24 protein-coding genes and 1 other RNA gene are annotated in these 24,903 nt (G+C 39.6%); 5 read left to right on the top strand and 20 right to left on the bottom strand.

The window, feature by feature from the left end; all coding sequences use genetic code 11:
* Nucleotides 1-61: 61 nt before the first annotated feature.
* Nucleotides 62-583 (top strand): GUN4 domain-containing protein, encoded by a 522-nt coding sequence (locus ACM03V_RS28045; RefSeq protein WP_414624093.1) that lies wholly within the window; start codon nt 62-64, stop codon nt 581-583.
* Nucleotides 584-842: 259 nt separating this feature from the next.
* On the opposite strand, the gene ACM03V_RS28040 is transcribed toward ACM03V_RS28045, so the two are convergent.
* From ACM03V_RS28040 to ACM03V_RS28005, 8 genes are all read right to left on the bottom strand, one after another.
* Complete coding sequence (locus ACM03V_RS28040) at nt 843-1,109, bottom strand: hypothetical protein (protein ID WP_414624088.1); 267 nt, start codon at nt 1,107-1,109, stop codon at nt 843-845.
* An 82-nt stretch (nt 1,110-1,191) separates the two neighbouring features.
* Nucleotides 1,192-1,623 (bottom strand): transposase, encoded by a 432-nt coding sequence (locus tag ACM03V_RS28035; RefSeq protein ID WP_414624087.1) that lies wholly within the window; start codon nt 1,621-1,623, stop codon nt 1,192-1,194.
* A gap of 224 nt (nt 1,624-1,847) precedes the next feature.
* The gene (locus ACM03V_RS28030; protein WP_193916906.1) at nt 1,848-2,093 is read right to left on the bottom strand and encodes a hypothetical protein; all 246 of its coding nucleotides are present in this window, start codon (nt 2,091-2,093) and stop codon (nt 1,848-1,850) included.
* Nucleotides 2,094-2,608: 515 nt separating this feature from the next.
* Nucleotides 2,609-3,505 (bottom strand): peptidoglycan-binding protein, encoded by an 897-nt coding sequence (locus ACM03V_RS28025; RefSeq protein WP_414624086.1) that lies wholly within the window; start codon nt 3,503-3,505, stop codon nt 2,609-2,611.
* A 231-nt stretch (nt 3,506-3,736) separates the two neighbouring features.
* Nucleotides 3,737-5,008 carry a M16 family metallopeptidase gene (locus tag ACM03V_RS28020; RefSeq protein WP_414624085.1) on the bottom strand — a complete coding sequence of 424 codons (1,272 nt, stop codon included), beginning with the start codon at nt 5,006-5,008 and terminating at the stop codon, nt 3,737-3,739.
* Nucleotides 5,009-5,093: 85 nt separating this feature from the next.
* The gene (locus ACM03V_RS28015; RefSeq protein WP_414624084.1) at nt 5,094-6,338 is read right to left on the bottom strand and encodes a M16 family metallopeptidase; all 1,245 of its coding nucleotides are present in this window, start codon (nt 6,336-6,338) and stop codon (nt 5,094-5,096) included.
* 375 nt (nt 6,339-6,713) lie between these two features.
* Nucleotides 6,714-6,895, bottom strand: a non-coding RNA gene (gene ssrS, locus ACM03V_RS28010) — 6S RNA.
* A gap of 85 nt (nt 6,896-6,980) precedes the next feature.
* Nucleotides 6,981-8,150, bottom strand: a complete 1,170-nt coding sequence (locus ACM03V_RS28005) for a 5-(carboxyamino)imidazole ribonucleotide synthase (protein WP_414624083.1) — start codon at nt 8,148-8,150, stop codon at nt 6,981-6,983.
* A 608-nt stretch (nt 8,151-8,758) separates the two neighbouring features.
* Here ACM03V_RS28005 and ACM03V_RS28000 point away from each other — a divergent pair.
* Nucleotides 8,759-9,082, top strand: a complete 324-nt coding sequence (locus ACM03V_RS28000) for a hypothetical protein (protein WP_414624092.1) — start codon at nt 8,759-8,761, stop codon at nt 9,080-9,082.
* 472 nt (nt 9,083-9,554) lie between these two features.
* Here ACM03V_RS28000 and radC read toward each other — a convergent pair whose 3' ends face one another.
* From radC to ACM03V_RS27945, 11 genes are all read right to left on the bottom strand, one after another.
* Nucleotides 9,555-10,286, bottom strand: coding sequence for a RadC family protein (gene radC / locus ACM03V_RS27995; protein ID WP_414624082.1), 732 nt, complete (start codon nt 10,284-10,286; stop codon nt 9,555-9,557).
* A 201-nt stretch (nt 10,287-10,487) separates the two neighbouring features.
* Nucleotides 10,488-11,063, bottom strand: coding sequence for a fasciclin domain-containing protein (locus tag ACM03V_RS27990; RefSeq protein ID WP_414624081.1), 576 nt, complete (start codon nt 11,061-11,063; stop codon nt 10,488-10,490).
* 252 nt (nt 11,064-11,315) lie between these two features.
* On the bottom strand, nt 11,316-11,996 hold the full coding sequence (locus ACM03V_RS27985) for an anti-sigma factor (protein WP_414624080.1): 681 nt from the start codon (nt 11,994-11,996) through the stop codon (nt 11,316-11,318).
* Between the two features lie 196 nt (nt 11,997-12,192).
* On the bottom strand, nt 12,193-12,771 hold the full coding sequence (locus ACM03V_RS27980) for a sigma-70 family RNA polymerase sigma factor (protein ID WP_414624091.1): 579 nt from the start codon (nt 12,769-12,771) through the stop codon (nt 12,193-12,195).
* Between the two features lie 630 nt (nt 12,772-13,401).
* Complete coding sequence (locus ACM03V_RS27975; protein WP_414624079.1) at nt 13,402-14,361, bottom strand: phosphoribulokinase; 960 nt, start codon at nt 14,359-14,361, stop codon at nt 13,402-13,404.
* Nucleotides 14,362-14,612: 251 nt separating this feature from the next.
* On the bottom strand, nt 14,613-16,454 hold the full coding sequence (cobJ, locus tag ACM03V_RS27970; protein ID WP_414624078.1) for a precorrin-3B C(17)-methyltransferase: 1,842 nt from the start codon (nt 16,452-16,454) through the stop codon (nt 14,613-14,615).
* Nucleotides 16,455-16,490: 36 nt separating this feature from the next.
* Nucleotides 16,491-17,057 carry a PIN domain-containing protein gene (locus ACM03V_RS27965; RefSeq protein ID WP_414624077.1) on the bottom strand — a complete coding sequence of 189 codons (567 nt, stop codon included), beginning with the start codon at nt 17,055-17,057 and terminating at the stop codon, nt 16,491-16,493.
* Nucleotides 17,058-17,064: 7 nt separating this feature from the next.
* Nucleotides 17,065-17,535, bottom strand: coding sequence for a helix-turn-helix domain-containing protein (locus ACM03V_RS27960; RefSeq protein ID WP_414624076.1), 471 nt, complete (start codon nt 17,533-17,535; stop codon nt 17,065-17,067).
* 79 nt (nt 17,536-17,614) lie between these two features.
* Nucleotides 17,615-18,181: an SMI1/KNR4 family protein gene (locus tag ACM03V_RS27955; RefSeq protein WP_414624075.1), complete on the bottom strand. Its 567-nt coding sequence runs from the start codon at nt 18,179-18,181 to the stop codon at nt 17,615-17,617.
* A gap of 143 nt (nt 18,182-18,324) precedes the next feature.
* Nucleotides 18,325-19,968, bottom strand: a complete 1,644-nt coding sequence (locus ACM03V_RS27950) for a hypothetical protein (RefSeq protein WP_414624074.1) — start codon at nt 19,966-19,968, stop codon at nt 18,325-18,327.
* Nucleotides 19,969-20,207: 239 nt separating this feature from the next.
* Nucleotides 20,208-21,488, bottom strand: a complete 1,281-nt coding sequence (locus ACM03V_RS27945) for an ankyrin repeat domain-containing protein (RefSeq protein ID WP_414624073.1) — start codon at nt 21,486-21,488, stop codon at nt 20,208-20,210.
* Nucleotides 21,489-21,702: 214 nt separating this feature from the next.
* On the opposite strand from ACM03V_RS27945, the gene ACM03V_RS27940 reads away from it, so the two are divergent.
* Nucleotides 21,703-22,167, top strand: a complete 465-nt coding sequence (locus ACM03V_RS27940) for a DUF4079 domain-containing protein (protein ID WP_414624072.1) — start codon at nt 21,703-21,705, stop codon at nt 22,165-22,167.
* A gap of 59 nt (nt 22,168-22,226) precedes the next feature.
* Here ACM03V_RS27940 and ACM03V_RS27935 read toward each other — a convergent pair whose 3' ends face one another.
* Nucleotides 22,227-22,907, bottom strand: a complete 681-nt coding sequence (locus tag ACM03V_RS27935; RefSeq protein ID WP_414624071.1) for a DUF1997 domain-containing protein — start codon at nt 22,905-22,907, stop codon at nt 22,227-22,229.
* A 178-nt stretch (nt 22,908-23,085) separates the two neighbouring features.
* Between ACM03V_RS27935 and ACM03V_RS27930 the strand changes: the two genes are divergently transcribed.
* Both ACM03V_RS27930 and ACM03V_RS27925 read left to right on the top strand, forming a co-directional pair.
* Nucleotides 23,086-23,745 (top strand): NAD(P)H-binding protein, encoded by a 660-nt coding sequence (locus ACM03V_RS27930; protein ID WP_414624070.1) that lies wholly within the window; start codon nt 23,086-23,088, stop codon nt 23,743-23,745.
* Between the two features lie 318 nt (nt 23,746-24,063).
* Nucleotides 24,064-24,753: a glycoside hydrolase gene (locus tag ACM03V_RS27925; RefSeq protein WP_414624069.1), complete on the top strand. Its 690-nt coding sequence runs from the start codon at nt 24,064-24,066 to the stop codon at nt 24,751-24,753.
* The last annotated feature ends 150 nt before the right edge of the window (nt 24,754-24,903 follow it).

Below are 24,903 nucleotides of genomic sequence, written 5' to 3'. Positions count from 1 at the left end.
TTCTTCATCTTATAGCTTTTAATGGTATTTTTAGCATACTAGGTACTGAAGAACCACAGAAATTGACCAGCTTGATGAGGTTAAGAATTCTCTCGAACAGCACCTATACGATGCACTTGAATACTCTTTAAAACATCAAAATTGGCAGGAAGCTGAGAAATTAACGAATAAGCTTATGGTTTTTATTGCTAATACAAAAGATTACCTCTTTATCGAAGGCATTAATAATTTTTCGTGTTCTGACCTGAAAAAAATTGATGAATACTGGATACAAAATTCAGGTGGACGTTTTAGCTTTAGCGTGCAAAAGAAAATTTGGGATGACACAGGAAACCGACTGAGTATCACTGAACTGAAGAAGTCAGATATTGAAAACTATCTGCGTTTTGCCTATCACATAGGATGGTATGATGATTTAGATACAAAAGATTTCTCAAATTACAATCAGGTGATAGAACAAGCTGAGAAAAATAATAGAGTGGTACCTTTGGGGATACTACAAATGGGATACCATTCGTATGTAATGCGTGTTGGGGCGGTGAGGGCAGAATTCTTTTTTCGCGCTGCGACTTGTAAACTGTAACATATAAGCGTCCCAGTTCTTTATTAAAATTTGTGAATAGAAGTTTTTTTACGAAAACATAGGCTTTTCAAGAATCCGATACCTGGCACCGCCCAGAAGGTTAAAGGTTAAAGGTCAAAGGTTAAAATTATTAAACTTGTGACTCAATTGCTCAAGCATCGTTGAAAAACTGAGCCGCAATTTTAGGGTCATAGCAATTAGCCATTACAAATTTTTCTGCTACCTTGCTCACTTCTGAATCTACAACTTCCCAATCATCTCAAAGAAGCCGCATTTGTCCTGGTGAAGTTTTATTTTTTCTTTTGCCTTTGACTACTTTTGGTAACAGTTTGCTTCCCCAGTGGTAGGATTTCTCAGGTTTTGGTTTTGGTTTGTACTTTTTGCAAAATCCTCGGTACCTCGCTGCACATTCTTCGAGGGATTTACCCAAAGAGAAAAAAGCCGGATGCCATTGAGTTATCCCATCATCACTCAATCTCTCATGAGTACCATAATTGCTGAAATCGTAGAACAAGCCTTGTTGCATCCCAGCAGCTTTGGGATTGGCATGGATGTAGCGTAGAGTATTTAAAGCTCTGCGTTTGTCGGTATTAAGTAGGTGTGCAAAATTAATTTAACATTCTAAAAAGTTCAAGTCCCTGCGATTGCTTCGTTCCTCGCAATGACAGTACACAATTAATTTTGCGTAGGTACTTAGCAAAACCCGTACTGTGATATCGCTTCTCCCAAAAGTGACCAGTTCTGTTGAGCATTCGATTAAAGCACATAGCGGTATACCAGTTGAGCCAGTGCATTATTTGGGGTAAATCTTCTGGTTGATTTGGTTCGAGCAAGTAATGAACGTGATTTGACATTATGCACAGAGCATAAAGTTTAAAGTTGAATTTAGCGATCGCTTTTTTGATAGCGTAGAGAAACACCTCTCGACATTGATGACGAGTTAATTTGAATTCGCGATTATTGCAACGGGTAGTGAGATGGTAGCAATAACCCGGTTCGATCTCACGAGGTTGACGAGGCATTAAAAATTTATGAGTCATACTATCATGTCCGGGTAAAGACTATTGAAATAAACCGGACTTGATATATTAGACATCTCCGGAAATGAAAAAAGACCCCTCTCCAAACCTCTCCCCCACAGGGAGAGAGGCTTTATTTCCCCCTTCCCTACTAGGGAAGGGGGGTAGGGGGGTTAGGTATTTGTTTAAATTTGAAATCATATAAATGTTTTCCGAAGATATCTATGAGTAATCAATAACCACAATTACCCGGTTGTACGACCAACAATACCTATTTGATTTTGACCAACATTATCTTCTTTTTCTTCCTCATAAGTTTGAGGATTAGCTTCATTTACATCTTCATCTAATTGAGATTCATTATCTTCTGGTACCTGAGTAGATGAATACTCCGCACGACCAATATCGGGACCTGCATCTGGAGTTATACTACCGCTACCGTGAGTTGATGCTCCGGATGTATTATAGTTTTTATCTTCTGAGGGATTCATTTTGATCTAATTTCCTTATAAAAACAATGATTTAAACCTATGCAAAAGCGATAGGTTATGTATCAATTGTTTAAATTTTCGGAGGATTTTACATCATTCGTAAGAGATAAACTTTTGAAATAATTGCACCACGAAAGAAGTAACCCATTTGATAAGTGGGTATGCAAAATTATTTGTGTCATTGCGAGCGACAGGGTTAGCGGAGCGTGTCCGTACCGAAGGTCGTCCCGGAGGGACTTAAGGAGATAGCAATCCCAACACCTTGCGATTGCTATCTCCCTTCGGGAGACGCTGCGCTAACGTTTCACTCCGTTCCACTCGCAATGACAGATGTACAATTAATTTTGCCTAAGTACTTATGGAGTTAGCCCCAAAAAAGAAATTATTTTCACTTCGTTCAACCCAACAAACCTGGATATCAACCTTGATATTAGAAATAATAATAAGTGCGTTACCACAACAACGATAACGCACCATACAAAAAAATCGGATATTAAATCAAAGTTTACCTTTCTCTATTTATCTAAAAGTTGCCAAGTAGCACCTCCGACAACACCATCGGCTTCTAAACCGTTGCGCTTCTGAAATGCTTTTACTGCTTCTGCTGTTACGGGACCAAAATCTCCATCAACGCTTTTGAGAAATCCTAAATTAGACAATTTTTCCTGTAATTTAACAACTTGAGTACCTCGCATTCCCGGACGCAAAATTGGTAATCCTTGGGCTGTATATTGGATTTCAGGAGCTTTTTTCTGGGTGGTTGTGCTGCTTTGACGAGTACGTGTGGTTTGGCGAGTACGTGTGGTTGCAGCTTGTCTTTGTGCAGGTGCGGGTTTCCGCTTCTGAACGGTATTACGAGGTTTTGGTTTTGCTGGTGTTGGTTCGGTATTCCTAGCCGATGGAGTTGCAGGCTTCGGTTCTGGATTAGGCTTAACAACTCTTATCGGACTGTTTACAGCAGGCGTTATTCGTCTTTGTTGCTGTGTCGAATTATTTACCACCGTAACGCTACCGAATGATTCTGTAGGCGTGGGAAAGGTATCAGAAGGTGGTGGTGTAGGAGCGCTAGTAACGGGTGTATTAGCTACTTCTGTTGATGCAGTTATGTTGGGAAAAAGGGCTTGCCAAGTATTAGTATCTACAACCCCATCTGATTTTAAACCTGCTGCTTGTTGGAAACCGGAAACTGCTTTTTGAGTTGCTTGGGCGAAATTGCCATCAACTTCACCTCTATAAAAACCTAAAAGTTTTAAAGCACCTTGTAATTCACTTACTGGTACTCCTTTACTACCCATTTTAAGGGTAGGACGATTCATACTTGCTCCTACAACTACTTGAGCCAGCCTTTGTTGCGGTGCAGCAATTGATACTCCAGCGCTCGTTCCAAATAGTAGAGGAGTAGAGGAAATCAAAAGTAACCAGTAAAACCTACTTATCGGAAGGAAACGAAACGATATAAGAGAGCGTAAGTACTCAATTATACTTAGTTTTCTTCTACCTATCATGGTTTGTGCCCCCGGCAAATCTCTTACAATTATACTATCTATTAACCAGTATAAAATTAAATCGTAACAGCAGTGTAAATGCTTAAAAAAGCTCCAAATAGTAAGCAATTTATGCTAAGTAAATGACTAAGACTGCCGCTACGCAATTACACGGTTAATCGCTTCTTCTTGACCGATTACAGACACAAATGGTTCCTTTAAATATTGGCAGGCTGTATGAATGGCATCTGCACTGGTTAAAGCTGCGATATCTTTTTGAAATTTTTGATCGAAGGCTATTCCCAAACCTAAAATTTCATACCACCCATATATTTGGGCAAGTTGTCCGTTGGTTTGTTTGCCTAAAGCGTATTGTCCTAAAATCTTATTTTTCGCAGCTTGTAAAGCATCTTCTTCTAGCTTACTATCGGAAAGTAAATCAACTTCTCTTCGTAATCCTTTTAAAGCCGTAATCGTATTTTCCGGTGCCGTACCCATATAAACCACAAAGGAACTAGAGAACTGCCTTGTAGGGTAAAATGCCGATACATCGTAAGCTAACCCCAGCTTTTCTCGTAGCTCAATAAATAAGCGACTGGAAAGCCCATTTCCTAAATAAGTAGAAAGCAATTTTAAAGCAGCGTAATCAGCCGAATGCACTGAAGCACCCAAATAACCCAACATAATTACTGATTGCTGTGTTGGTTGAGGGGTAATTACTTGTTGGGGTTTGGTTTCAGGAAATGACACGTTCATAACTGGTAGCTGTGTATCTACCGGATGCCAATCACCAAACAGTTTTTCAATTTGTTGCTCTGCATCCTCTATAGAAATACGACCTGCAATGCTAATAACTATATTATCTGGGCGAAAATAGGTTTGATAAAAGTTAACTAAATCGAACCGAGTTAAATTGCTAATAGTAGTTTGATCGCCACTACCCGACGATGCGTAAGGATGATTTTCGTACATAACTTTTCGTAATTGCTCAAATGCAACGCTAAAAGGCTGTTCTTTTTGCAAGCGTACATCTTGGAGAGCAATTCGCTTTTCCAACTCCACCTCAGCTTCAGGAAAAGTTGGCGATCGCAATAATCGTGTTGCTAATTCTAATATCTGGGTAAAATCAGCCGTAACGGTTTTCAAAGATAAAACAAAGTAATCTGTTGCAGTATCAGCACTCAAACTGGCTCCAACAGACTCCACACGCTCGGCAATTTCAAAGCTTGAAAGTCCGTCGCATCCTTTAGTTAATAAAGCACCGAGCAAATTTGCCAACCCTGCTTTCTCCGGCTTTTCATAACAACTTCCAGCACGAATAAATATTCGAGTTGCAATCACATCAGCCGCAGAATTTTCAGTTACCAGCAATACTATTCCATTCTTTAATTCAGTACGATGAACATTCGATGATTTTGGCAAAGTTGTCATTTATTAGTTGTTAGTGGTTAGTTGTTAGTGGTTAGGAGTGAGGGATAGTTTCTTCCCGCCCTCTCTCAGCTTATTTCCTCATCCCCTACTCGCTAGCTTTGACTACCGTTACAGCATAATTATCGAGTGAAAGATATTCATATGCTATGTTTTGCAGTTCTTTTACGTCAAAGGATTTAATTTGTTGGGGATAAGTTACTGAAAGTTCTGCTGTTGCAATAGTGTTGTAGTATCCGTAAAGTCCAGCTAATTGCAATGGTGTTTCTGTTGAAAAAGCATAGTCGTTACATAGCAGACGTTTAGCACGGGTAAGTTCTTGCTCTGTAATTTCTTTAATTAAGTTTTGTAAATGAAGCCGAATTAATTCTTCTACCTGTTCTAATTGTTCCGATTCTAACCAAGCATTGATAGTAAATAAACTTGATTGTTGTTGCAAAGAAAAACTACTGCAAATACCGTTTACGACTTGCATTTCTTCTCGTAAATCGCGTACTAATCGTGAAGTTCTTCCTCCTGCTAAAATTATCGAAAGTAAATCTAAACCATAACAGATGCGAATTTGTTCCACTCCTGGTGCTATCCATCCCATCAGTAAACGAGCTTGTTCGAGCCTGGGTAATTGGATGTCTTGACGGTGAATTCCAGTAATGTTGGGTTTTGTAGCTGTTTTTGTGGGAGGGCAGTCTAACATCGGTGGAGCAAATTTATCGAAACAACTATTGACTAATTCTAAAGCCTTCGATGCACCGATACCTCCGGCGATCGCTACTGTCATATTTTCTGGTTGATAGTGAGTTCGATGAAAGCAACGCAATTCCTCTGCTCTGTATTGTGCAACGTTTTGCTCGCTTCCTAAAACCGAACGTCCATAAGGATGCTGCTGATAAATGCTTTTATAAAGGGCTTGAAAACCGATCCAGTCGGGATTATCGGATGCTTGGCGAATTTCTTCTAAAACTACATTGCGCTCGCAGTTTAATTCAACTTCGGGTATAGCTGCATTTAACAACAATTCACCCATCAAAGGCAAAGTTTCTTCGAGATAAGTAGAAGCAGTAGTCAACGAATAATGAGCGTAATCATAACTGGTAGCAGCATTACTTACCCCACCCAAAAATTCAATTTTTTGATCGAATTCCCCGGCTTTTAAGGTTTCGGTACCTTTAAAAATCATATGTTCCAAAAAGTGAGCCATTCCACACCAAGATTCTGGTTCTAAGTTGGCTCCCGCTTTAACCCAAACATCTGCCACAACTACGGGAGTTGTGGATATTTCTTGGTGGATCAATGTTAACCCGTTGCCTATTTTAAAGACTGAGGCTGGAAACACAGTACTATTTATTGCTATAAGAATATTAAATGATTTTATCAGCTTTCATTTACATTAAATAAATCATTCTTTCGTGCATAGTATGCCGATTAAATATTTGGAAAACAGGGAACAGGGAAAAGTGCGGTGAAGGGAGAAACTTTAAGAGCAACTTTGAATAGAGAAAACAAAGGGAAAAATAGAAAAAATAAAAAAGCCCTAATCAATTACTGTAGAAATTATATATAGTCCGCTTTATAGATTTTTTTACATAAATCAGCATATCAATTACGGCTATAGCGAATAGCGAATAAACTAGACATAATTCCCTATTCCCTATAAATACAAAAACAAAGCTCCTCAAATCGAAAAGTGATTTGAGGAACTTTGAAAGTTTATTTCACCGCAACGCCGTTTTACCTAAGTTTATGACCTGGTTAAACCAGGGGGGAGCCTAATGCCTCGTTTAAAGTTTCCGGGTACGTGCCCGGTATACTGCCACGAAACTATTCGATTCCCATATCATAAAAATCATAGATCACAAAACTGTATGGCAGTCACCAACGTTGCAGTGCAACAAACCCATTATAGCTTTCAAAAATGATGTTGTGTAGTAAATTTCAAAAATTATAAAAAATTAAATTCACTTGCTACATCAATTTATTAAGAATACCATATAGACTCTATATTGTTGGCAATTGTCATCGCCTCATCACGATTTAATTTATCAAATAAAACCGTAATGTGTCCCAGCTTGCGTCCGGGACGAGATTCTGATTTACCATACCAATGGACGTGCGCTCCTGGAATTTTTGCTAATTCAGAGCGCTTATCACTATAGTTGCTTTTTAAGGTTTCATAACCTAATAAATTTACCATAATAGCACAAGGTATTTTCATTGCTACGTTACCCAAAGGCAGATCGGATACAACTCGTAAATGCTGCTCAAATTGCGAAGTAAAACAGGCATCAATAGAAAAATGCCCGGAGTTATGGGTTCGAGGTGCTATTTCATTTACTAATACTTCACCGCTATTTGTCAAAAATAATTCTATAGCAAAAACTCCAACTACTTGTAAATTGTCAAGCACCTTACAAGCAATATCTTTGATAGTTTTTTCTATCTGGAGACTGATGTCAGCAGGAGCAATAACTCGCCGACAAACTTGTTGTTCTTGTTGGGTTTCTACTACTACAAAAGTAGAAATTTCGCCACTTGTCGATCGCGCTGCAACTACAGCTAATTCTTTTTGAAAAGGAATAAATTCTTCTAATAAAAAATGAGATTCAATTAAATTATTCTTGTGATTTTTTCCCGGATCTTGATATAGCTTTTTTTCTAAACTAGTTAAATCATTAATGATAAAAGTTCCTTGACCATCATAACCATGACGACGAGCTTTTAAAACAGCAGGGAAAGTAATTTTTGTATATTGTATTGTTTGAGATGATACAGCGAATAATGATTCTGGTAATGTAAATTTAGGAACTGGTATACCTAAATCTTGCAGAAAACAGCGTTGATGATACTTATCTAAAAGAGGAGACAGTGCCTCTATCCGAGGACGAAAACAAACTTTATCTGTAGCTAATTTGGATAAAGCTTGTATATCAATGAATTCATTCTCGAAAGTTATAACATCACATTGTTTTGCTAACTCAGCCGTAGCAGTAGCATCATCAACTGCGGCAAAAATAGTATTGCTGGCAATACTAACAGCCGGATCGTTAGGATTAGGAGTTTGTACAATTAATTCTACACTCAGCTTTTGTGCAGCACTACCCATCATTAATGCTAATTGTCCGCCACCAATTACACCAATACGCTTCATTTGCATCCCAGAGAATAACGAGTTTATACACCAGTTTTAAAATTAGTACCGCTAACTTTTTCGCAAAGTTGTTTAACCATCAGTAAAATTAACACCTTCAAACATATTTACACCTTCAATTCAGCTTATATCATTTGTCGTTACACAACTTAAGTTCCACAGTTTTTTATCGGATGATACACCTTGACAAGTAACCGAATTTATCTGTCGCTTATTGATAATGACGCATTCCCGTTCAAATATTAAATCTTTTTTAATTATTTTTTTTTAAGCTTCAATTGATTTACATCTTCAACAACTTTACATTTCTTCAATAAAATCTGGTTTTAGATATCAAAATTGTTGAGAAAAGTTTACTTTGAAGCGAATAGATAAAGTTTATTATCATTTGATCGAGGAATTAGGGAAGTGCTGTTAATCTTGTAATTAGTGAAAGCTTTGTTTTTCTTTGTTGCAAGTAATCATATTGTCTTTACAAAGCTTCATATTTTATAGTTACAACTTTTCGAGTAGAGAATTGTTAACTGTAAGTATTAATCTCGAAAATTCTATTTATTATTATCTAAAAAATTATGCTGAAGAACTTTAATCGACTTGTTAGCAATCCGATGAGACATTACAACGATGAATGGATCAACCAGTGGTGTCAAGATAATGGTTGGACGGATTTATATATAGAGCGCTGTAATAACTTCTGGGCTTTTCCTCCTGGTGCGGTAATGCCGGAGCCAATTCCAGCAAAAGTACTCAGAGCAATAAAAGCGGAAAGAGGATTGACTTGTGAAGAGCGTATTTGGTCAATTGCAGCAGTAGTTGCCACAATGCTAGCCGCTGGTGTTACTTACTGGTTGAGATGTCCGATACCAATGGTTGCAGCGTTTGCTTTTAATGCTGTAACTGTTGCTCAATTGGAAGTTGAAGATGCGTATTAAAGACTGTGAATTCAAAGTATTCATGGGGAAACTTTCCCCTGTGAATATTATAGATAGCAGTTTTTTAAATCTATTTTTTTATTTTTTAAAGCATTAATTTAACTCATTCAGATAATCTTTTATTTAGGCAGTACCAGTTGTGTCACCTTAATGTCACATCATCAAAATTAAATTTATATACAAGATTGAAAAAAGATTAAGCAAAACGGCTGATTGAAAGTTCAATTAAGTAATTTACGCGGTTATATTTCCCAAGCCCCCTTTCAAAGAGGGGGTTTTCTCAATTATGGGAAATAGTAAAGAAGTAAGTAGATAGAAATATTTACAGTTAATCCTTCTCAACGATCGCGATTAGAAGACTTGTAGTAGCGCATTGTACTTGCCTCATATTCCAGTATTTGGAGGCGGAGACGGCGCTACTACGAACTTATGAATTATTTATTTCCAATTTGCTGAAATTTTTGCCTTACAACTAATCTCCCTGGGGATATTCATCCCACAAGCTTGTAATTTCGCGTAAACTTTGGAAATCGCCGTCACCGAGTATTAAGTGGTCTATTAAAGGAATTTGCAAAAATTGCGCTCCTCCTAAAAGTTGACGGGTTAATTCGATATCTTCTGGGCTGGGTTCAAGGTTTGCTGAAGGGTGGTTGTGTGCCACGATTAAACGGGTTGCACCTTGACGTATCACTTCCCGAAATATCTCGCGAGGGGGTGCTAAAGTTTCTGTTGCGGTTCCAATCGTAATTACTTGGGTTCCCAGTAAACGATTTTTGACATCTAATAGCACCACTGCAAACCGTTCTTGCTGCTGCCACATCAAATCTTGGCTTAACGCTGCTGCTGCTGCATCTGGACTATCAATTAATGTACCTTCTCCGGGACGTGCTTGAAAAGTACGCTTGCCCAATTCTATCGCTGCTAATATCGCTGTTGCCTTAGCCGGGCCAATTCCAGGAATTTTTATCAGTTCGGCAGCGCTAATATCTCGTAAAACTACCAAAGGCTCGCGCTGATGTTTGCCTAATTCCTGCAAGATATATTGTCCTAAACCTACAGCAGACAATTTACCAGCACCTTGCCCCGTACCGAGTAGAATTGCAATTAACTCAGCAGTAGCTAGAATCTTTGCTCCGTGAGCTAACAAACGTTCTCGCGGACGCTCGTTTTCTGCCATATCGGCAATTCTGAGGCAGTAGGTCATAGATCAAACTAGGGAATAACTAATGATAGGTTTACCTACTTTTAGTTATCCCAGTTTGAGCCGAAAAATTTACCAATATGTCAGTAAATGTTAAAAAAAAATTTTAGATCGCGGAGACATGATCTTCGCATTGGGATCGGGTATCGATAGAGATATCTGTCATACCGATTCGCTCAGTCATCGGACTTCTCGAAGCAAGGACTATAAACCAGGTGGTAGAAGCACACTATCGATGACATGAATCACGCCATTCGTCGCATCAATATCGGCTTTTGCGACATTGGCATTGTTGACTTTGACACCATTGCTACTCACCTGGACTTCGACGGGGCTACCTTCCACGGTTGCCACTTGCCCAGAGTTCAAATCCTTCGCCATCAGATCGCCTGAAACGACGTGGTAAGTCAAGACTTTACGGAGCGAATCGCGATTTTCTGGCTTTAGGAGATTATCCAGTGTTCCTTCTGGCAAGGCTGCGAAAGCTTCGTCGGTTGGCGCAAAGACCGTGAACGGACCCTCGCCAGAGAGCGTTTCGGCGAGTCCCGCCGCTTTCACTGCTGTCACCAGCGTTGAGAAAGAAGAATCGCCTGCCGCAATCTCAACGATTGTACCCGGAGTAGGTTGCGCTGCTGTTTGAGCAGGTGGCGTTGCTGTTTGAGTGGGCGCTACTGTGTTGTCAGCCTCGTTAGAGCAAGCTGTCGCCATGCTGACCATAACAGAGAGAATCATTATCAGTCCGATCGAGTGAGCTTTTTTAGATGAGAGCATTCGTTTCATAGCAGTGAAAATCTCCGAAAGTGGGTTAAATGAGAGAGAACGTTAGTTTGCTTCTTGATAAGTATACGAAGCGAGATTGAAATCGGATGAATCTTTTTTTCGAGCGTGGTAAATGTAGCGATAGGACTTAAATTCTATGAGATAACTCCACGAAGAAAAATGCTTTTCGGTTATTCTGAACGCGGTGTAAACGTAAACGGAGTTTTCCCGAAGAGTTGAACAACTCTAAATATTTTTGTATCGTTACTTAGCTTAACTGAGGCTTCGCATTACTAATGGACCTGCTGAGGTAATTGGATCGGTAGGGGCATCCAGCGTGATGAGCAACTGCAAAGGGTTCTTGGTACAGGCTACATTTGGAGCGACCCACTGCGCTGTACCACTGTCATCTTGGCGAAACTGTCCGCAGTACATTGGATCTGCTGAGGAATTGGCAACTGACCAAAGCCTATATATCTGATTGTTTGGGAGCTTGGGTAAGTCTTGGGCTACGAGCGTAACGGTCACATCGCCCGGTTTAGCCAACAGTCGCGCCGTTGCAAGGCGGCTGTTTTTCGGGTTTGGCGTTGCACCTACCAAAGAATACACCTGAATATCAGGTTGGCTCAGACGTGCGATTGTAGTTTGATTGGCTTTAAGCTCGCCACGAAGACGCTTTAGCTCAATGTTTGTGGCTTCGAGTTGTTTTTGAAGGTCTACCGTCTGTTGGGACTGGCGACTTAGCTGAACTTGGTTTAAACCGAAAGCCGTTACCGCTACAGCTGCGATGCTCGTACTAATCGCTGGTATCCACCGTTTCCAACTGCGGTGACGAGGTGAAGGTAATGCAAAGGCGTTGGAACGGGAAGATTCTGGGCTGGTGCCTGCGATTGACTGACTCGCGGCGCTGATAATTTTTTCCTTAAGTTGCTCCGAAGGTTCCAAAATCGGCATATCATAAGGAAGCAAAGAAAACGCCTCTTTGAATGATTCGATTTCTTCATACAGTGTTGGCGTTTCGGCTAACGCCTGATTTAGGCGAGCAGCTTCCTCATCACTCAAATTATCAAGAATATAGCCTGCCACTAAATCGGTTTGGTTGGGGTCGTCGGTAGGGCGAGTCATGTTGATTGGTGTGAGATATGAACGATTAAACCAGGTGGTTGAGTGCAGTGCGAAGCTTTTTGAGTGCTTGACGAACGCGGGATTTGACCGTGCCGAGCGGAATGCCGTCTCGTTTAGCAATCTTCGACTGGCTCAACCCTTCATAATAAGCGGTTTCTAAAAGCTGTCTATCGTCGGGTGAAAGCTGCTTGAGTGCTTTATGTACCAGGTTAATACGCTCTTGCACTGTAACAAATTCTAGCGGGGGATTATGGTGTGGTAGTACGTAATCCGAGAACGTTTGAAATCGCTGAAGCTTTTCTTGGCTGGATTTGCGCGATCGCAATCGGTCGATAGACCGCGATCGGGTCATGGTGATTAGAAAGCCGCTGAGGGAGCCTCTCTTAGGCTGATAAATTTCGCTGCGCTGCCAAAGGCTAAGGAACGTTTCTTGAGTCACCTCTTCGGCTTCTTCGACGTTGTTGAGTATCTGAACTGCCGTGCTATAAACAAGCTTGCCGTAGCGGTCGTAAAGTACGTCTAAGGCTTTGAGATGTTGTGACTGAATCGCTAAAAAAATCTCTAGGTCTGTTGATTGTTCATTAACAGCAGAAAGCGAAGGCATCGATTCCATAGATATGAATCAACTACTTAAACGGCAAAAACGAAGAAGCAACACCATACTCTAGCAGGTAGGAGCGTGAAACCGACGCTTCGGGTTTGGGCTACGCTTCATCAATATTGATTGATTGCAGGGTTGCTCAACTGTATCCGAGTATTATACAGATTTTTTCCGTATAAACACCCGACCCCATTCCCTCCAACAAAAACCCGTAAGGGCAGGTTACCCAGCCAAACAAATTCAAATCTAAAAATCCACATAAACCCGCCCCATTCCCCGTTATTTACTAAAAATAAAGTCTTTAAAAATAATTATAAATTTTAAAAGAATCCGCCAATTGTTAATAGTACCTAGTGGGATTAATCGGTTAATAAATATACTTTAATATTTGATTTAATTTTTCTATGAAATTTAAGTAGTCAAATTTTATCCCTTAAAAAAGAAACTAAATTTTATTTATTGCCCTGGGGGAGATGGGGAAGAGTGGGGAGATCGCACAGCCACTGCGTTGCGCGGGAACAAGCGCGTTGTAGCAAGTGGCGCAACCCGTTCACCCGCAGGGGTGCGGCTCAGGGGGAGATGGGGAGATAAATGAATTACCAATACAAATAAAACTCCTTCCCCATTTGTAGTTTAAATTTTGGCTGGCAAACCTTCTTGAGACATTTGTGTTGCTTTGAGCATATGGTAAGTAATAAGTAATTGGGTCAAAGCTAATGGGTAACTTTGGATACTTTCGCCAGTAGTTCCGGCAACTTTACCTAACTCTGGATTACTTTCGCGATCGCAAACGTTTTTTAAGTTAGGCATATCGGCACAAATTACCTGCTCTAATCTATTTACCTGTTCTAATGTCGCGTGTCCATCCACTTCTAAAACGTCAACAGGTTTGCTCATGTCTCGATCTAAATCCAAGCGAATTGCTGACATGGAATTGCCATTACCAGAGCTAACAATTTGCGTAAAATCCGGATGGGGTATTGTTGGACGTAATACTAAGCGTACATTCAAATGACCGTTACTTTCTTCCGAATCATCCTTGGGAGGGTAAAAGCTGACGACAATATCAGACCACTGACGTTGGGGACGGATAAACTTTTCTGAATCTGGCTCGCGCCCTTCAAGTGCCTTTAAAACTTGTTCTTCCGTGTAACCCCGCTTTTGAGTATCCCGTTTAACTTTCCAACTTGCACGTAAAGATTCTGGGGGAGCTAAATAAACTTTGACATCGTAGCATTGTCTTGCTTTAAGAGTCGAATAACCCAGCAATCCTTCTACGATCACAAATTTGTTGGGCTTTATATATTCAGGTGCATCTAAACTACCAGTTGTATGATTGTAAATTGGCTTGAGAATTGGTAGTCCATTCCGCAACTGTGAAAGGTGTTGCTGCATAATATCTAAATAGTTGCAGTCAGGATCTAAGGCAGTAATGCCAATTTCCGCACGCTGCTTGCGGTCGTAACGATGATAATCGTCCGTACAAATAACGGTAACATTTTCCGGACCTAATACTTGTGCGATACCTTTAGTTAAAGTTGTTTTACCCGCAGCACTGTCACCTACAATACCCAATATAATCGGACGAGTCATTCTACCCCCTTCCCTTAGCAGAGAACGTAATTTAAAATTGTGTACTAATTTACTAATTGTAGGGATTAATGAGAAACAACTCAATAAGTATTAAGAGATGCTTCGGTAGATAGAAGCACTAAGGTGACAATTAGATCAATTAACATCAAGCTTATTTATGGTATGCAAAGATTTTTATCTAATTGTGTAAATTGATTAATGCAGAAAAAATTAGGTGGGATAATCACGCAATTCACCTTCAACTTTTAACCTCATTTCCTATATCCCCTTGGCGTGATCATCCAATCACCATAACTGCGAGTACTTTGATTGCCAATCAAAACGGTAGTTAACATATCCACTGGCACATCTAATAATTTCTCTAAGGTAGTTATAGTAATTTGTTCGTCTTCGCGGTAAACCGATCGCACTACTGCTACTGGGGTATCGGGATTGCGGTGCTTAAGAAAGATTTCTCTAGCTTCAGCTAACTGCTGAGTACGGGTTTTAGATTTAGGATTATATAAAGCTGTAACGAAATCTGCTGCTGCTGCTGCTTCCAAACGCTTAACAATTACCTCCCAAGGGGTAAGTAAATCGCTTAAACTCACGGCACAAAAATCGTGCATTAGCGGCGTACCGACTCTTGCAGCAGCCGATTGAAAAGCGCTAACTCCTGGAAATACTTCAACGCTGGGACTTTTACCATCCCAACCGCTAGCTTGTAAATCTTCCATTACCAAGCCAGCCATTCCGTAAATACCACTATCCCCTGACGATATAACGGCTACACTCAATCCCCATGATGCTAACTCAATTGCACGAGTCGCGCGATCGCGTTCTTTGGTAATCGGTAAAGCTTCTACGATTTGGTGTTTTTGGAGAATGGGAGCAATCAGATCGATATATAAACCGTAACCAATCACCGCATCGGCGCTAGCTACCGCCGTTTGTGCCGCCGGGGTCATTTGTTCGAGATTTCCTGGCCCGGTTCCAACTAGCAGTAATTTACCGATTTTACCGATGTATTCTTTTTCCGAAGCAGCAATTGCAACTGTTACCGCACCCTTTAAATTTTGGTTTGAAGCACGATAAATTTGTTTGGGTACTTTTAGAGACGTTTGTTTAGCAGCAACAATTGCAGCAGCTTCAGCAACGCTGGGTGTTCCGACTTCTTTTTCCACAACTTGGGAAGGATTCGGTACCATTACCATGCGGAGAATTTCGGATGGGAAGGTTTTGAAAGGCAAATTCCTTTCACAACAAAGTTCTAATAAGCCAACTTCATCAGCTTTTATATCAATTGTGGCGATACCTGCTATGGCAGCAAGTGCGAATTGATTTTCTTGAAATACTTGTGCGATCGCATCTGCAATTACCTGTTTTGAAGTACCCCTTTCACAACCAATTCCTACCCATAAGACTCGCGGATGCCAGATGATGGAAGGGAGGGGGGGATGGGGGGAGGGCGAGAGGGGGGGAGAAGATTTATGGGTAATGTGAATAGTGGCTTTTGTGGTTGGCGATTCGTGGAATTTGAACGGATGCGATTTAGGTAGATAATTTTGCCATAAAGTTGAACCAACTTCTTGAATAACTTCTACGTCTTCACCTTTAGCTACTGTTGCACTAACCGCATTCCAATCACCATTCCCGCGACACCATCCGAAAGGGACACCTAACATATCTACTGCTGGTAATTCCAAACTGTTAGAAGCACCTGTTAAAACGGGTGTTGCACCTAATTGTAGAGCAATTAAATTTGCTAATTTATCGGCACCACCCTGATGTCCACCACATAAACTAATTACAAATTTCCCAGTTTCATCTACTACCACTACTGCTGGATCTGTTGACTTGCTTTTGAGTAATCCTGAAATGAGTCGAACTACTGCACCTGTAGCCAAACAGAAAACAAAAGCTTGGTGCTTATCCCATAAACTAGCTACGTGGTTTTTCAGGGAATCTTTGTATATTTGTGCGTTATTTATTTCTGATAGTGATTCTGGAACCCACAATGTAGCAGCGTTGTTTTGGCAAAGTGGTTGAAGTTTCTTTGCACCAGTGGGTGTAGTGGCGATAAAGGCTATGGGAGAGAATTCGGTGGGGAGCAATTTAGGTTTCCTGTTAGCTGGGATTTGATATTACATTTAAATTTCATCACATAATTGACGTATAGCAGTTACTGATTTTGTGATTCCTTGTTGGTTTAACGTGTCGAGGTACTCTTCAACTGTTTTCTGTGGTTTATTCAAAGACTGACGGTGTTTTTGGACGGCTTGACAAACTTGTCTTGAATCAAGCTGAAGCAAATTTAAGATAAAATCATCGGGATGAATTGCTTCAACTTCGTAAGAGGCAAGTACTTTCTTTGGGAAATCCTTGAGATTGAAAGTAATAATAAAATTCGCTTGACAATGAATCGCAGCAGCTAAAACATGAATATCATCTGGATCTGGCAATTCTAATTCTATATTTTGCGATTCATAACCTGTTACCAAACAATCTCTGACATTAGCATTCATTAAATTTCTAGTTCTGTGAAGTTGCTCAAGAGTTAAATCGGGACGTTTTTTGAGAACACTTCTTATCCACTCGTCATGAATTTGATTTGTCCAACGTGCCTTAAATAAATCCGTAAGTGCAAGCCACATTAGAAAATCTCGCAGTGGCGCTGGATATAAAACTGAAGCGTCGTAAATAGCAGTAATAGACACAACCCAATTAATATCCCATATCAAGTTCTTGAGCTTGGGCTGCTAATTCATCTAAAGTTTGCATTCGTTTTGCATCAATTCGCTTTTTATAGTCAAGCACATCTTTAGTAAGCACTCGACGACGGGTTCCTACTTTACGGTAAGGAATTTCACCAGATTCAAGCAGCGTAATTAAATAAGGACGAGAAACATTTAAAATATCCGCAGCTTCTTGGGTGGTAAGTTCTGGTTTAACAGGAATTAATCTAAAAGTATTTCCCTGTGCCATTTGCTTTAATATCTCAATTAGCAAATTATAAGCAGATGTAGGTAAAGCTATTTCATCTTCATCACCAGGTAGCAGGATTTTTACAGCCTCATTATCTTGTTGTTTATGTAAATATGATGCCAAAATCTTACTGCTATTAATAGCTAAAGCTACATCTTCTGGTTTCGGTACAATAGCTTCTCCGGATGGTTCTGATTTAGAAAGACTCATGTTTAGCCTTATGCCTTGTTTCACATAGATTTTACAAAAATATCGAAATGAACGCAACAAACGCAATGAAAGAAATTATTCACTGTTCACCATCCCGCAAACGAATAAAGTCTTCTAACTCCAGTTTCATTAACTCAGCAAAACTTGTTGCTGTCCACTTCATTGCAGGATTCCACGAAGCCCAACGTCCCCCAGCCCATTCACCTTGAGCATTTTGTTCTGCTGGATCTAAAAGCCAAATGGCTGCATCTTCCCAAGAACTAATGGCTAGGCTTCTTTTAACTTGCGTTCCCTGTTGATAACGGTGTTCGTTGGAAGTAGCTTGGATTTCTTCTAACTCACAAGCAATACCGTATAAATCTGAATCTCGTATTCGCAGCCAATCAATCTCTTCTACTGGAAGAATATCATAAATAAAACAACCAGTTTCTCGCCAGCCATTAGTTACGAGATAAAAGTTACGCAAGGAATTTGGAAGACTTATACCAAGACGTTTTTCGGCTTCAACTATCTGTGTTTCGGTTGCGGCTTCATAGCCCATCCATTGATTTTGATAAACTTCTTCATCAACTTCGATGTTTGAGTATTCGTCTAAAAGTTCGATGCTGTAGTGTTTTAAGAATTGCTGCCATTGCTCTATATTCATATTTACAGTAGCTAATATTTTCTGAGCATTTCAACATCCATAAAATTTTAACTTTCTCAAGTTTAGTTATGCAAAAAAATTAATGGTGCGTTGCGCGGAGCGACAACACACCCTACAACTACGTTAATACTGCTAACTGAAAATTACCTCATCTCCGATTTCCGACGCGGAGGATTATTGTCGGGGGGAGTTTCTGGGGTTTCGGGTGTTTCTGGAATCTCTGGAGGTGTTTCTGGAGGATTTACGGCGATATCTCGAATTGCACCCCGATAAATTAATGCCCCTAAAGTATTTAACTTAAATCCCCAACCTTGAGGCAAGTTACCATCATCGTCATTTTGTCCCAAGTCTACATAAATACGCGGTGGAACAAAATATTTCGTATCATTGGCACCTACTAATTCATCAGCTTGTTGCATAATTTTATCGACAACAGCATCAAGTCCGGCGTAATTATTATAATTTTGTTGCAGTTGCGATTTTATAAAAGTGATAAATTCTTGCACTCCTTTAATTTTCTCTTGTCTTTCTACGGTTGCTGCTTCCGAAACTCCGCCATTAGAAGGTTTATCAAGTCCTAATTGTTTCAAAATTAAAGGTTCTAAATATCCAAAAAGCTTTACTTGTGCTTCTATAATTTTGGGGTTATTAACGTCTTTGTGACGAGGTAACAAGGTGCGGAAAGCGCGACGCAATACTTGAGACAGTGTAAAAGGTGGAAAAGGAATGCTGTTGGAATCTATATTGATGCCGTTATTTGCCATGAGTACGTTCAAAGATGGTAAATCCTGCGGTACAACTGGCATTTGGATATTAAAAGCTTGAAATTCTGGATTTGTGCTGCGATCGCTAAGGATATTTTTTTGTCTGCGATTTTGTTTTTCTTGAATTGCGAGGATTTCTTTGGCTTTACCTTCATCATTCAACAATAACGTTAAACCTTTGATATTAAAGGGATAAACAGGAGTATTTAGACTAATATAAACAAATTCAGCACAATAAGCTTTATTTTTTGCATCGTTGAGAAAGGCGATCGCGCTCTCATTACCAAGGCTAGCTAAAGCACAATTTTTGAGAAATTCCGTCAGACTAGCTCGATCAATAACGCCAGTCGGATCTCCCCCATTAAAATCGTTTTGGGAAAATTTTACAAACGGATTCATCAAAGCCATCCAACAGATAATGCTGTCGCTGTAACCTTTTTGCTGCTGCTGTGTGACAAATTCGGGAAAAACTAAATTTTGGGCTACTGCAATAAATCCGCTTTTACCGTATAAACCATTATGATAGCTATCCGGTTCGTTAAAAGACGCAAAAGCTTGTTTTTCACCTTTCCTAATTGCTGGTACAATTATCCCAGAATGATGCCCTTCATTTTTGATGAAAATTTCCATCAAATCATTGATTTCAGAGTAACTTTGCGGACTTCGACGTAAATCGATTTCTTTTCCATAACGGTCTTTATTATATTGAAAAGTGCAAACAAGCAAACCGTATTTTTCAAGAAACTGGACAATATCTTTATGTCCCGAAACGGTTTCTCCTTGAGAGTTTGTAACTATCTCCTCATCTGCAATACCAATAAAACCGGGTACTTTGATTGTTTCGATATCTAACAAAGTTTCATCATCAACGATTACTTGTTTGTTAAATAATCGTTTCATATCTTCTACAGGTTTGCCTTGCTTGTAATCGGGACCTTGGATAGAGTTAAAAACATCTAAATTTACATCTTTAGCAGGATGCAAAGGTAAACCCGAATTTACTGGTAGATGATTAGCGTTCATTTGTGATTTGAATATATAACAATAATTTGTACTATGTTATACCTCAAACTAAATAAATATAATTTCGTAAGAATTCTATATTTAAAATAATTTTGATTCCGGTTTGTAGTAAGGACTTTAGTCCTCATATACTTAGATTGAGAGCTAGAGCTACTTACTACTTTAGCGGAGCGTGTCCGTTAGCGTTCACCGAAGGTGCGGTTCAGCGTGTCCGCGCTTGACATTAGGACATACCTTTATTACTCCTGCGCTGCGGCAGCTTTCAACATTTTGACGATACTTGGATAATGATTAAATTCTGCAAGCATTAAGGCAGTATAACCACCTCGATTTTTTAAAGTGATATCCGCACCAGCTTTTAATAAAACTTCTACTACTTTTAGATAACCCAGCGATGTTGCCCACATCAATGCTGTAGCGCTGTTTCCATCTTTAAAATTAATGTCGGCACCGTGGGCTAATAATTCTTGAGTTATTGTTTTAAAATTACGTTTTGTAGCTTCGGTTAATAGGGTTTTGCCATCTTTCAATTGAATATTAGCATCAGCACCATATTCTAATAATATTTTTACCGTTTCCGTGTTTCCTTGTATTGTTGCTAAGGTTAACGGTGTTTCAGCCAAATTAGTTGTTTCTACATCCGCACCTTGTTTTAAAAGTGCTTTGACAATGGTGCTGTATCCCTGCAAACTTGCAACAAGTAAAGGTGTATCGCCTATATTATTTCTTTGATTAACATCCGCACCATTATTAAGAAGTACTTCAACAATTTCTGTGAAACCTTCGACAACTGCAATATGTAAAGGTGTTTCTCCATCTTTATCTTGGGAATTTACATCAGCACCTTTATTTACCAAACTCGCCACTACAGGAGTATGTCCCCCCGCAACGGCAACAGATAAAGCCGTTTCTCCATCAGTATTTTTTTCATTTACATCAATATTCGCAGTTAATAGCGCTTCAACTACTCCCAAATCTCCTTTTTCTGCGGCTAGTATTAATAACGTTTCGTCTTCTTCATCGAGAAGATTTACCTGAGCACCTGCTTTGATTAAAATTTCTACTATATTGGAATGTCCATGTTTTATAGCTAATTGTAAAGCTGTATCATTATCTTTATCTTGAAGATTTACATTAGCCCCAGCATCTATTAAAGCTTGGACTATAAGACTATAACCTTTGAGAGCAGCTATCATCAAAGCCGTGCTGCCGTCTTCATTAACGGCATTTATATCGGCACCTTTTGAAATTAATATATGTACAATGTCAAGCTGTTTTGCGGAGCAAGCTAACATTAAAGCCGTTAAACCATAACGTTTTCTTTTGCAATCAATATCTGCACCCGAATCGAGTAGTACTTTGACAATTTCCGTATAGCCAGAATTCGCTGCAAACATCAACGCTGTAGTGCCATCCTTATCGTTAACACTCGCGGAAGCACCCGTACTTAAAAAATTTTGCACCCTTTTTATATCGCCACTTCTAGCCGCCTCAAGTAGCGAAGCATTATTTTGACTCATTGTTTAGTTAGTTGTTAGTCGTTAGTCGTTAGTCGTTAGTTGTTAGTTGTTGGGATTGGGAAGAGAGGGGGGAGAAATTCCTAACTCCTAACTCCTAACTATTTATCCAATGCCCTATCCCCAATGCCCAATTCTATTTTCCCATCCCCTACTCCCTATTCCCGCGACGCGCTATGCTAATTTTTATGAAGATTTAAGTATTGGGGAGAACACGATGGAGCTTTCACCGGAAGTTAAATACTGGATGCAATTTTTTCATCCCGTGCTAATGTGGGCGTTACTATTATGCACGCTTTATGCGGCTTATTTAGGTTTAAAGGTACAGCGTACTAGAAGTGCTACGGGTGAAGAGAAGAAAGAACTTATTAAAGGTAAGTACAATATCAAACACTTTCAAATAGGCTCTTTATTGTTAGCACTAATGGTATCGGGTTCCATTGGTGGGATGGCTGTTACCTATATTAATAATGGTAAATTATTTGTTGGTCCCCATTTATTAGCTGGGCTTGGTATGACAGCTTTGATTGGTTTTTCCGCTTCTCTATCTCCGTTTATGCAAAAAGGAGCTAATTGGGCACGGATGACTCATATTCTTTTGAATTTTACTATTTTGGGGTTGTTTACCTGGCAGGCTATCAGTGGCGTGCAAATTGTGCAGAAAATTCTGAGTAAAGCTTAGATAAGGTATGAAGTATGAAGGAAGATTTATTTCATCCTTCATACTTCATCCTTCGTCTCTCATGCTTTTTTAGATTTATGTGAAAAAGGTATGCCTAAAGATTGATGAAATTCTTCTTGAACTTTGCGTGTTAAACGGCGAGACACCTGACGAACAATTTGATTGAGCAGGCGATCGCCAGTGTTTTGAATTAAAGATTGAGGTAAGCGTTTAATAAAGTTAGGAAATTCAACGTAAACGTTTAGATGTAATTCCCATTCAACATTTGTTGTTGGGGTTGGTTGAACGGTATCATCTTCGTTTTCGTTTTCAACTAGCTGTAGTGATGCGCGATAGTCTACATCGTAACCAGCAGGCTGATAGTCGGGAATAGGTATGGTGCGAATACAGTAAACAGCTTCTTGGGCAGGTAAAAGTTCTAAACCGATTTTTGGCTCTACCTCGTAACCAAAAGAGCCAAAACGACCGATTGTTAATTCATAGCCATTTTCTCCTAAAGGTTGCACTTTCATCGGCTGAGCGCAACGAACAAACCATTCGGAGTGATTACTCAGATATTCTGCAACAATTGGAGCTGATGCAGATAATGCCATGCAGTCGCGAAACGTGCAAGAAAATTTAGTTTCCTCCTGTAAATCTACCTTTAAGGGCAAATGTTGGGTATCAGATATAGTTGATGCCACAGATATAATTGTTTCCCTTGTTTCATCAGGTTTATACTTTCGATTAATTGAAACCATAAGTGCATTCCTGTATACTTTTAACTTTAGATAAAATAATAATTCCCATCCTAGATGAAATGTTTCGCATCAATAAGGTAAATTCATCAAAAGATTAACAATGTGCAATAAAGTTCACCTAATCTCTACAATAGAGAACGAAAGATAGTGATATAAGTTTCCCAATCTGGGGGTAGACATGAAAGCTTTTGTAGCAGGGGCAACAGGTGAAACGGGAAAGCGCATCGTGCAAGAGTTGGTAGCGCGTAATATTCCGGTTCGTGCATTAGTAAGAGATTTAGAAAAAGCTAGAAGTATTTTGCCTGATGTAGTGGACTTAGTGCAAGGTGATGTCTTGAAAGCACAAGATTTGTCTGCTGCTTTAGGAGATAGCACCGTGTTGTTATGTGCGACTGGTGCAGCACCAAGTTTCGATCCCACCGGGCCTTATAAAGTAGATTACGAAGGTACAAAAAATTTGGTGGATGCTGCCAAAGCTAAAGGGATAGAGCATTTTACGTTTGTTTCTTCCTTATGCACTTCCAAGCTGTTCCATCCGCTAAATTTATTCTGGTTAATTTTGGTTTGGAAGAAACAAGCAGAAGAATACATTCAAAAAAGTGGTTTAACTTATACAATAGTGCGTCCCGGTGGCTTGAAAAACGAAGACAACAGCAATCCTATCGTCATGCAGAGTGCGGATACAATGTTTGACGGTAATATTCCCCGCCAAAAAGTAGCCCAAGTTTGTGTAGAATCACTCTTTGAACCAGCTTCCCACAATAAAATTGTAGAAATTGTTTCTAAAGAAGACGCTGCTGCTAAAAGTTTTACAGAATTATTTGCAGCAGTTGCCTAATTCTATTTTGGATTTTGGATTTTAGATTTTAACAACGGATGCGTGTCTTTTGGATTTTGGATTAAAAGAGTTGGGAGTTGGGAGTTAGGAGTTAGGAGTTAGGAGTTAGGAGTTAAGAGTTTTTTCTACCCCCTCTTCCCCCTCTTCCCCATCTACCCCCCTCTTCCCCTGTCAAAATAATCTCGCAGTCACGCAAAAATAATCGTTGCTAGAATTAAACTTGTTCTTGTTCGATAATCCGGTTTGATTAAAACTTTGCCGGAATCGTCGGATTTATTGTTGTTGTTATTCGTTATGTGGCTATTTTAATTAATATCGATGAGTCAAACTCTTAAAGGTTTTCACTTCAAAGGCATTGAAAAAATTATCGGACCTGTAGCTGCTCTTTTGGCTTTTGTCTGTATGTTTCAATGGTACATTCACGGTAGTTTGGAACCGAATAGCGACCCGGTATTTCAGAAGAGACAGCCGCCTTTAATGATGGAAGGGGGGGACCCATATATCCGCGCTTTGATGCGGACTATCTCGGCAAGTGAAGCTAGCAGCAAGCGTCCTTACTCGATTTTGTATGGTGGGGAACACGTTAGCAATTTAAGTCGCCATCCGGAAAAATGCGTCAGAATTCCCATCGGGCCAAATACCGGAAATTGTTCTACTGCTGCTGGTAGATATCAAGTTATTAATACCACTTGGTTTAAAATTGCTCAGCGCTATCATCCAGAACAACCTATGCCAATGATGTTTTGGGCTAGCTATAGTTTTGAACCAGAATATCAAGATAGAGTGGTTCACAGTTGGTTGAATGATTCTAAAGAATGGGGAGTTAGTATTCCTCAATTATTGCGACAAGGGAAAGTAAACAAAGTTTTAAAAATACTTTCTCCTACCTGGACAAGTTTGGGATACGGCATAGAAACTAATTCGGTAAGTAGTAGTTTACCAAGAATTTATCAGAAAGTTTTGAAAGAAGAATTAAGCGCGGTGAATATAAATAAAGTTCAGCAATGATTAAAATAATTCAAAATATGCCTTGTAGGGTGTGTTATGGTGCGATGATTATAGAACTTACGCAACAATAACGAAAAATATAGTGTTCCAGACATTTAAGATCCCCCCAACCCCCCGCTAATTTGGGGGGGCTTTGCGTAAGTCATGGAT

This window comes from Calothrix sp. CCY 0018, assembly GCF_963920925.1.
Lineage (GTDB): Bacteria > Cyanobacteriota > Cyanobacteriia > Cyanobacteriales > Nostocaceae > Rivularia.
This window is presented reverse-complemented; position numbering and strand designations above follow the sequence as displayed.

What these genes read in the sequence shown, in the direction of transcription:
- ACM03V_RS28040 (WP_414624088.1), bottom strand. Translation starts at nt 1,109, where the DNA reads ATGCAACAAGGCTTGTTCTACGATTTCAGCAATTATGGTACTCATGAG.
- ACM03V_RS28035 (WP_414624087.1), bottom strand. Translation starts at nt 1,623, where the DNA reads ATGACTCATAAATTTTTAATGCCTCGTCAACCTCGTGAGATCGAACCG.
- ACM03V_RS28030 (WP_193916906.1), bottom strand. Translation starts at nt 2,093, where the DNA reads ATGAATCCCTCAGAAGATAAAAACTATAATACATCCGGAGCATCAACT.
- ACM03V_RS28020 (WP_414624085.1), bottom strand. Translation starts at nt 5,008, where the DNA reads ATGACAACTTTGCCAAAATCATCGAATGTTCATCGTACTGAATTAAAG.
- ACM03V_RS28005 (WP_414624083.1), bottom strand. Translation starts at nt 8,150, where the DNA reads ATGAAGCGTATTGGTGTAATTGGTGGCGGACAATTAGCATTAATGATG.
- ACM03V_RS28000 (WP_414624092.1), top strand. Translation starts at nt 8,759, where the DNA reads ATGAGACATTACAACGATGAATGGATCAACCAGTGGTGTCAAGATAAT.
- radC (WP_414624082.1), bottom strand. Translation starts at nt 10,286, where the DNA reads ATGACCTACTGCCTCAGAATTGCCGATATGGCAGAAAACGAGCGTCCG.
- ACM03V_RS27990 (WP_414624081.1), bottom strand. Translation starts at nt 11,063, where the DNA reads ATGAAACGAATGCTCTCATCTAAAAAAGCTCACTCGATCGGACTGATA.
- ACM03V_RS27985 (WP_414624080.1), bottom strand. Translation starts at nt 11,996, where the DNA reads ATGCCGATTTTGGAACCTTCGGAGCAACTTAAGGAAAAAATTATCAGC.
- ACM03V_RS27980 (WP_414624091.1), bottom strand. Translation starts at nt 12,771, where the DNA reads ATGCCTTCGCTTTCTGCTGTTAATGAACAATCAACAGACCTAGAGATT.
- ACM03V_RS27975 (WP_414624079.1), bottom strand. Translation starts at nt 14,361, where the DNA reads ATGACTCGTCCGATTATATTGGGTATTGTAGGTGACAGTGCTGCGGGT.
- ACM03V_RS27960 (WP_414624076.1), bottom strand. Translation starts at nt 17,535, where the DNA reads ATGAGTCTTTCTAAATCAGAACCATCCGGAGAAGCTATTGTACCGAAA.
- ACM03V_RS27955 (WP_414624075.1), bottom strand. Translation starts at nt 18,181, where the DNA reads ATGAATATAGAGCAATGGCAGCAATTCTTAAAACACTACAGCATCGAA.
- ACM03V_RS27950 (WP_414624074.1), bottom strand. Translation starts at nt 19,968, where the DNA reads ATGAACGCTAATCATCTACCAGTAAATTCGGGTTTACCTTTGCATCCT.
- ACM03V_RS27945 (WP_414624073.1), bottom strand. Translation starts at nt 21,488, where the DNA reads ATGAGTCAAAATAATGCTTCGCTACTTGAGGCGGCTAGAAGTGGCGAT.
- ACM03V_RS27940 (WP_414624072.1), top strand. Translation starts at nt 21,703, where the DNA reads ATGGAGCTTTCACCGGAAGTTAAATACTGGATGCAATTTTTTCATCCC.
- ACM03V_RS27935 (WP_414624071.1), bottom strand. Translation starts at nt 22,907, where the DNA reads ATGGTTTCAATTAATCGAAAGTATAAACCTGATGAAACAAGGGAAACA.
- ACM03V_RS27930 (WP_414624070.1), top strand. Translation starts at nt 23,086, where the DNA reads ATGAAAGCTTTTGTAGCAGGGGCAACAGGTGAAACGGGAAAGCGCATC.
- ACM03V_RS27925 (WP_414624069.1), top strand. Translation starts at nt 24,064, where the DNA reads ATGAGTCAAACTCTTAAAGGTTTTCACTTCAAAGGCATTGAAAAAATT.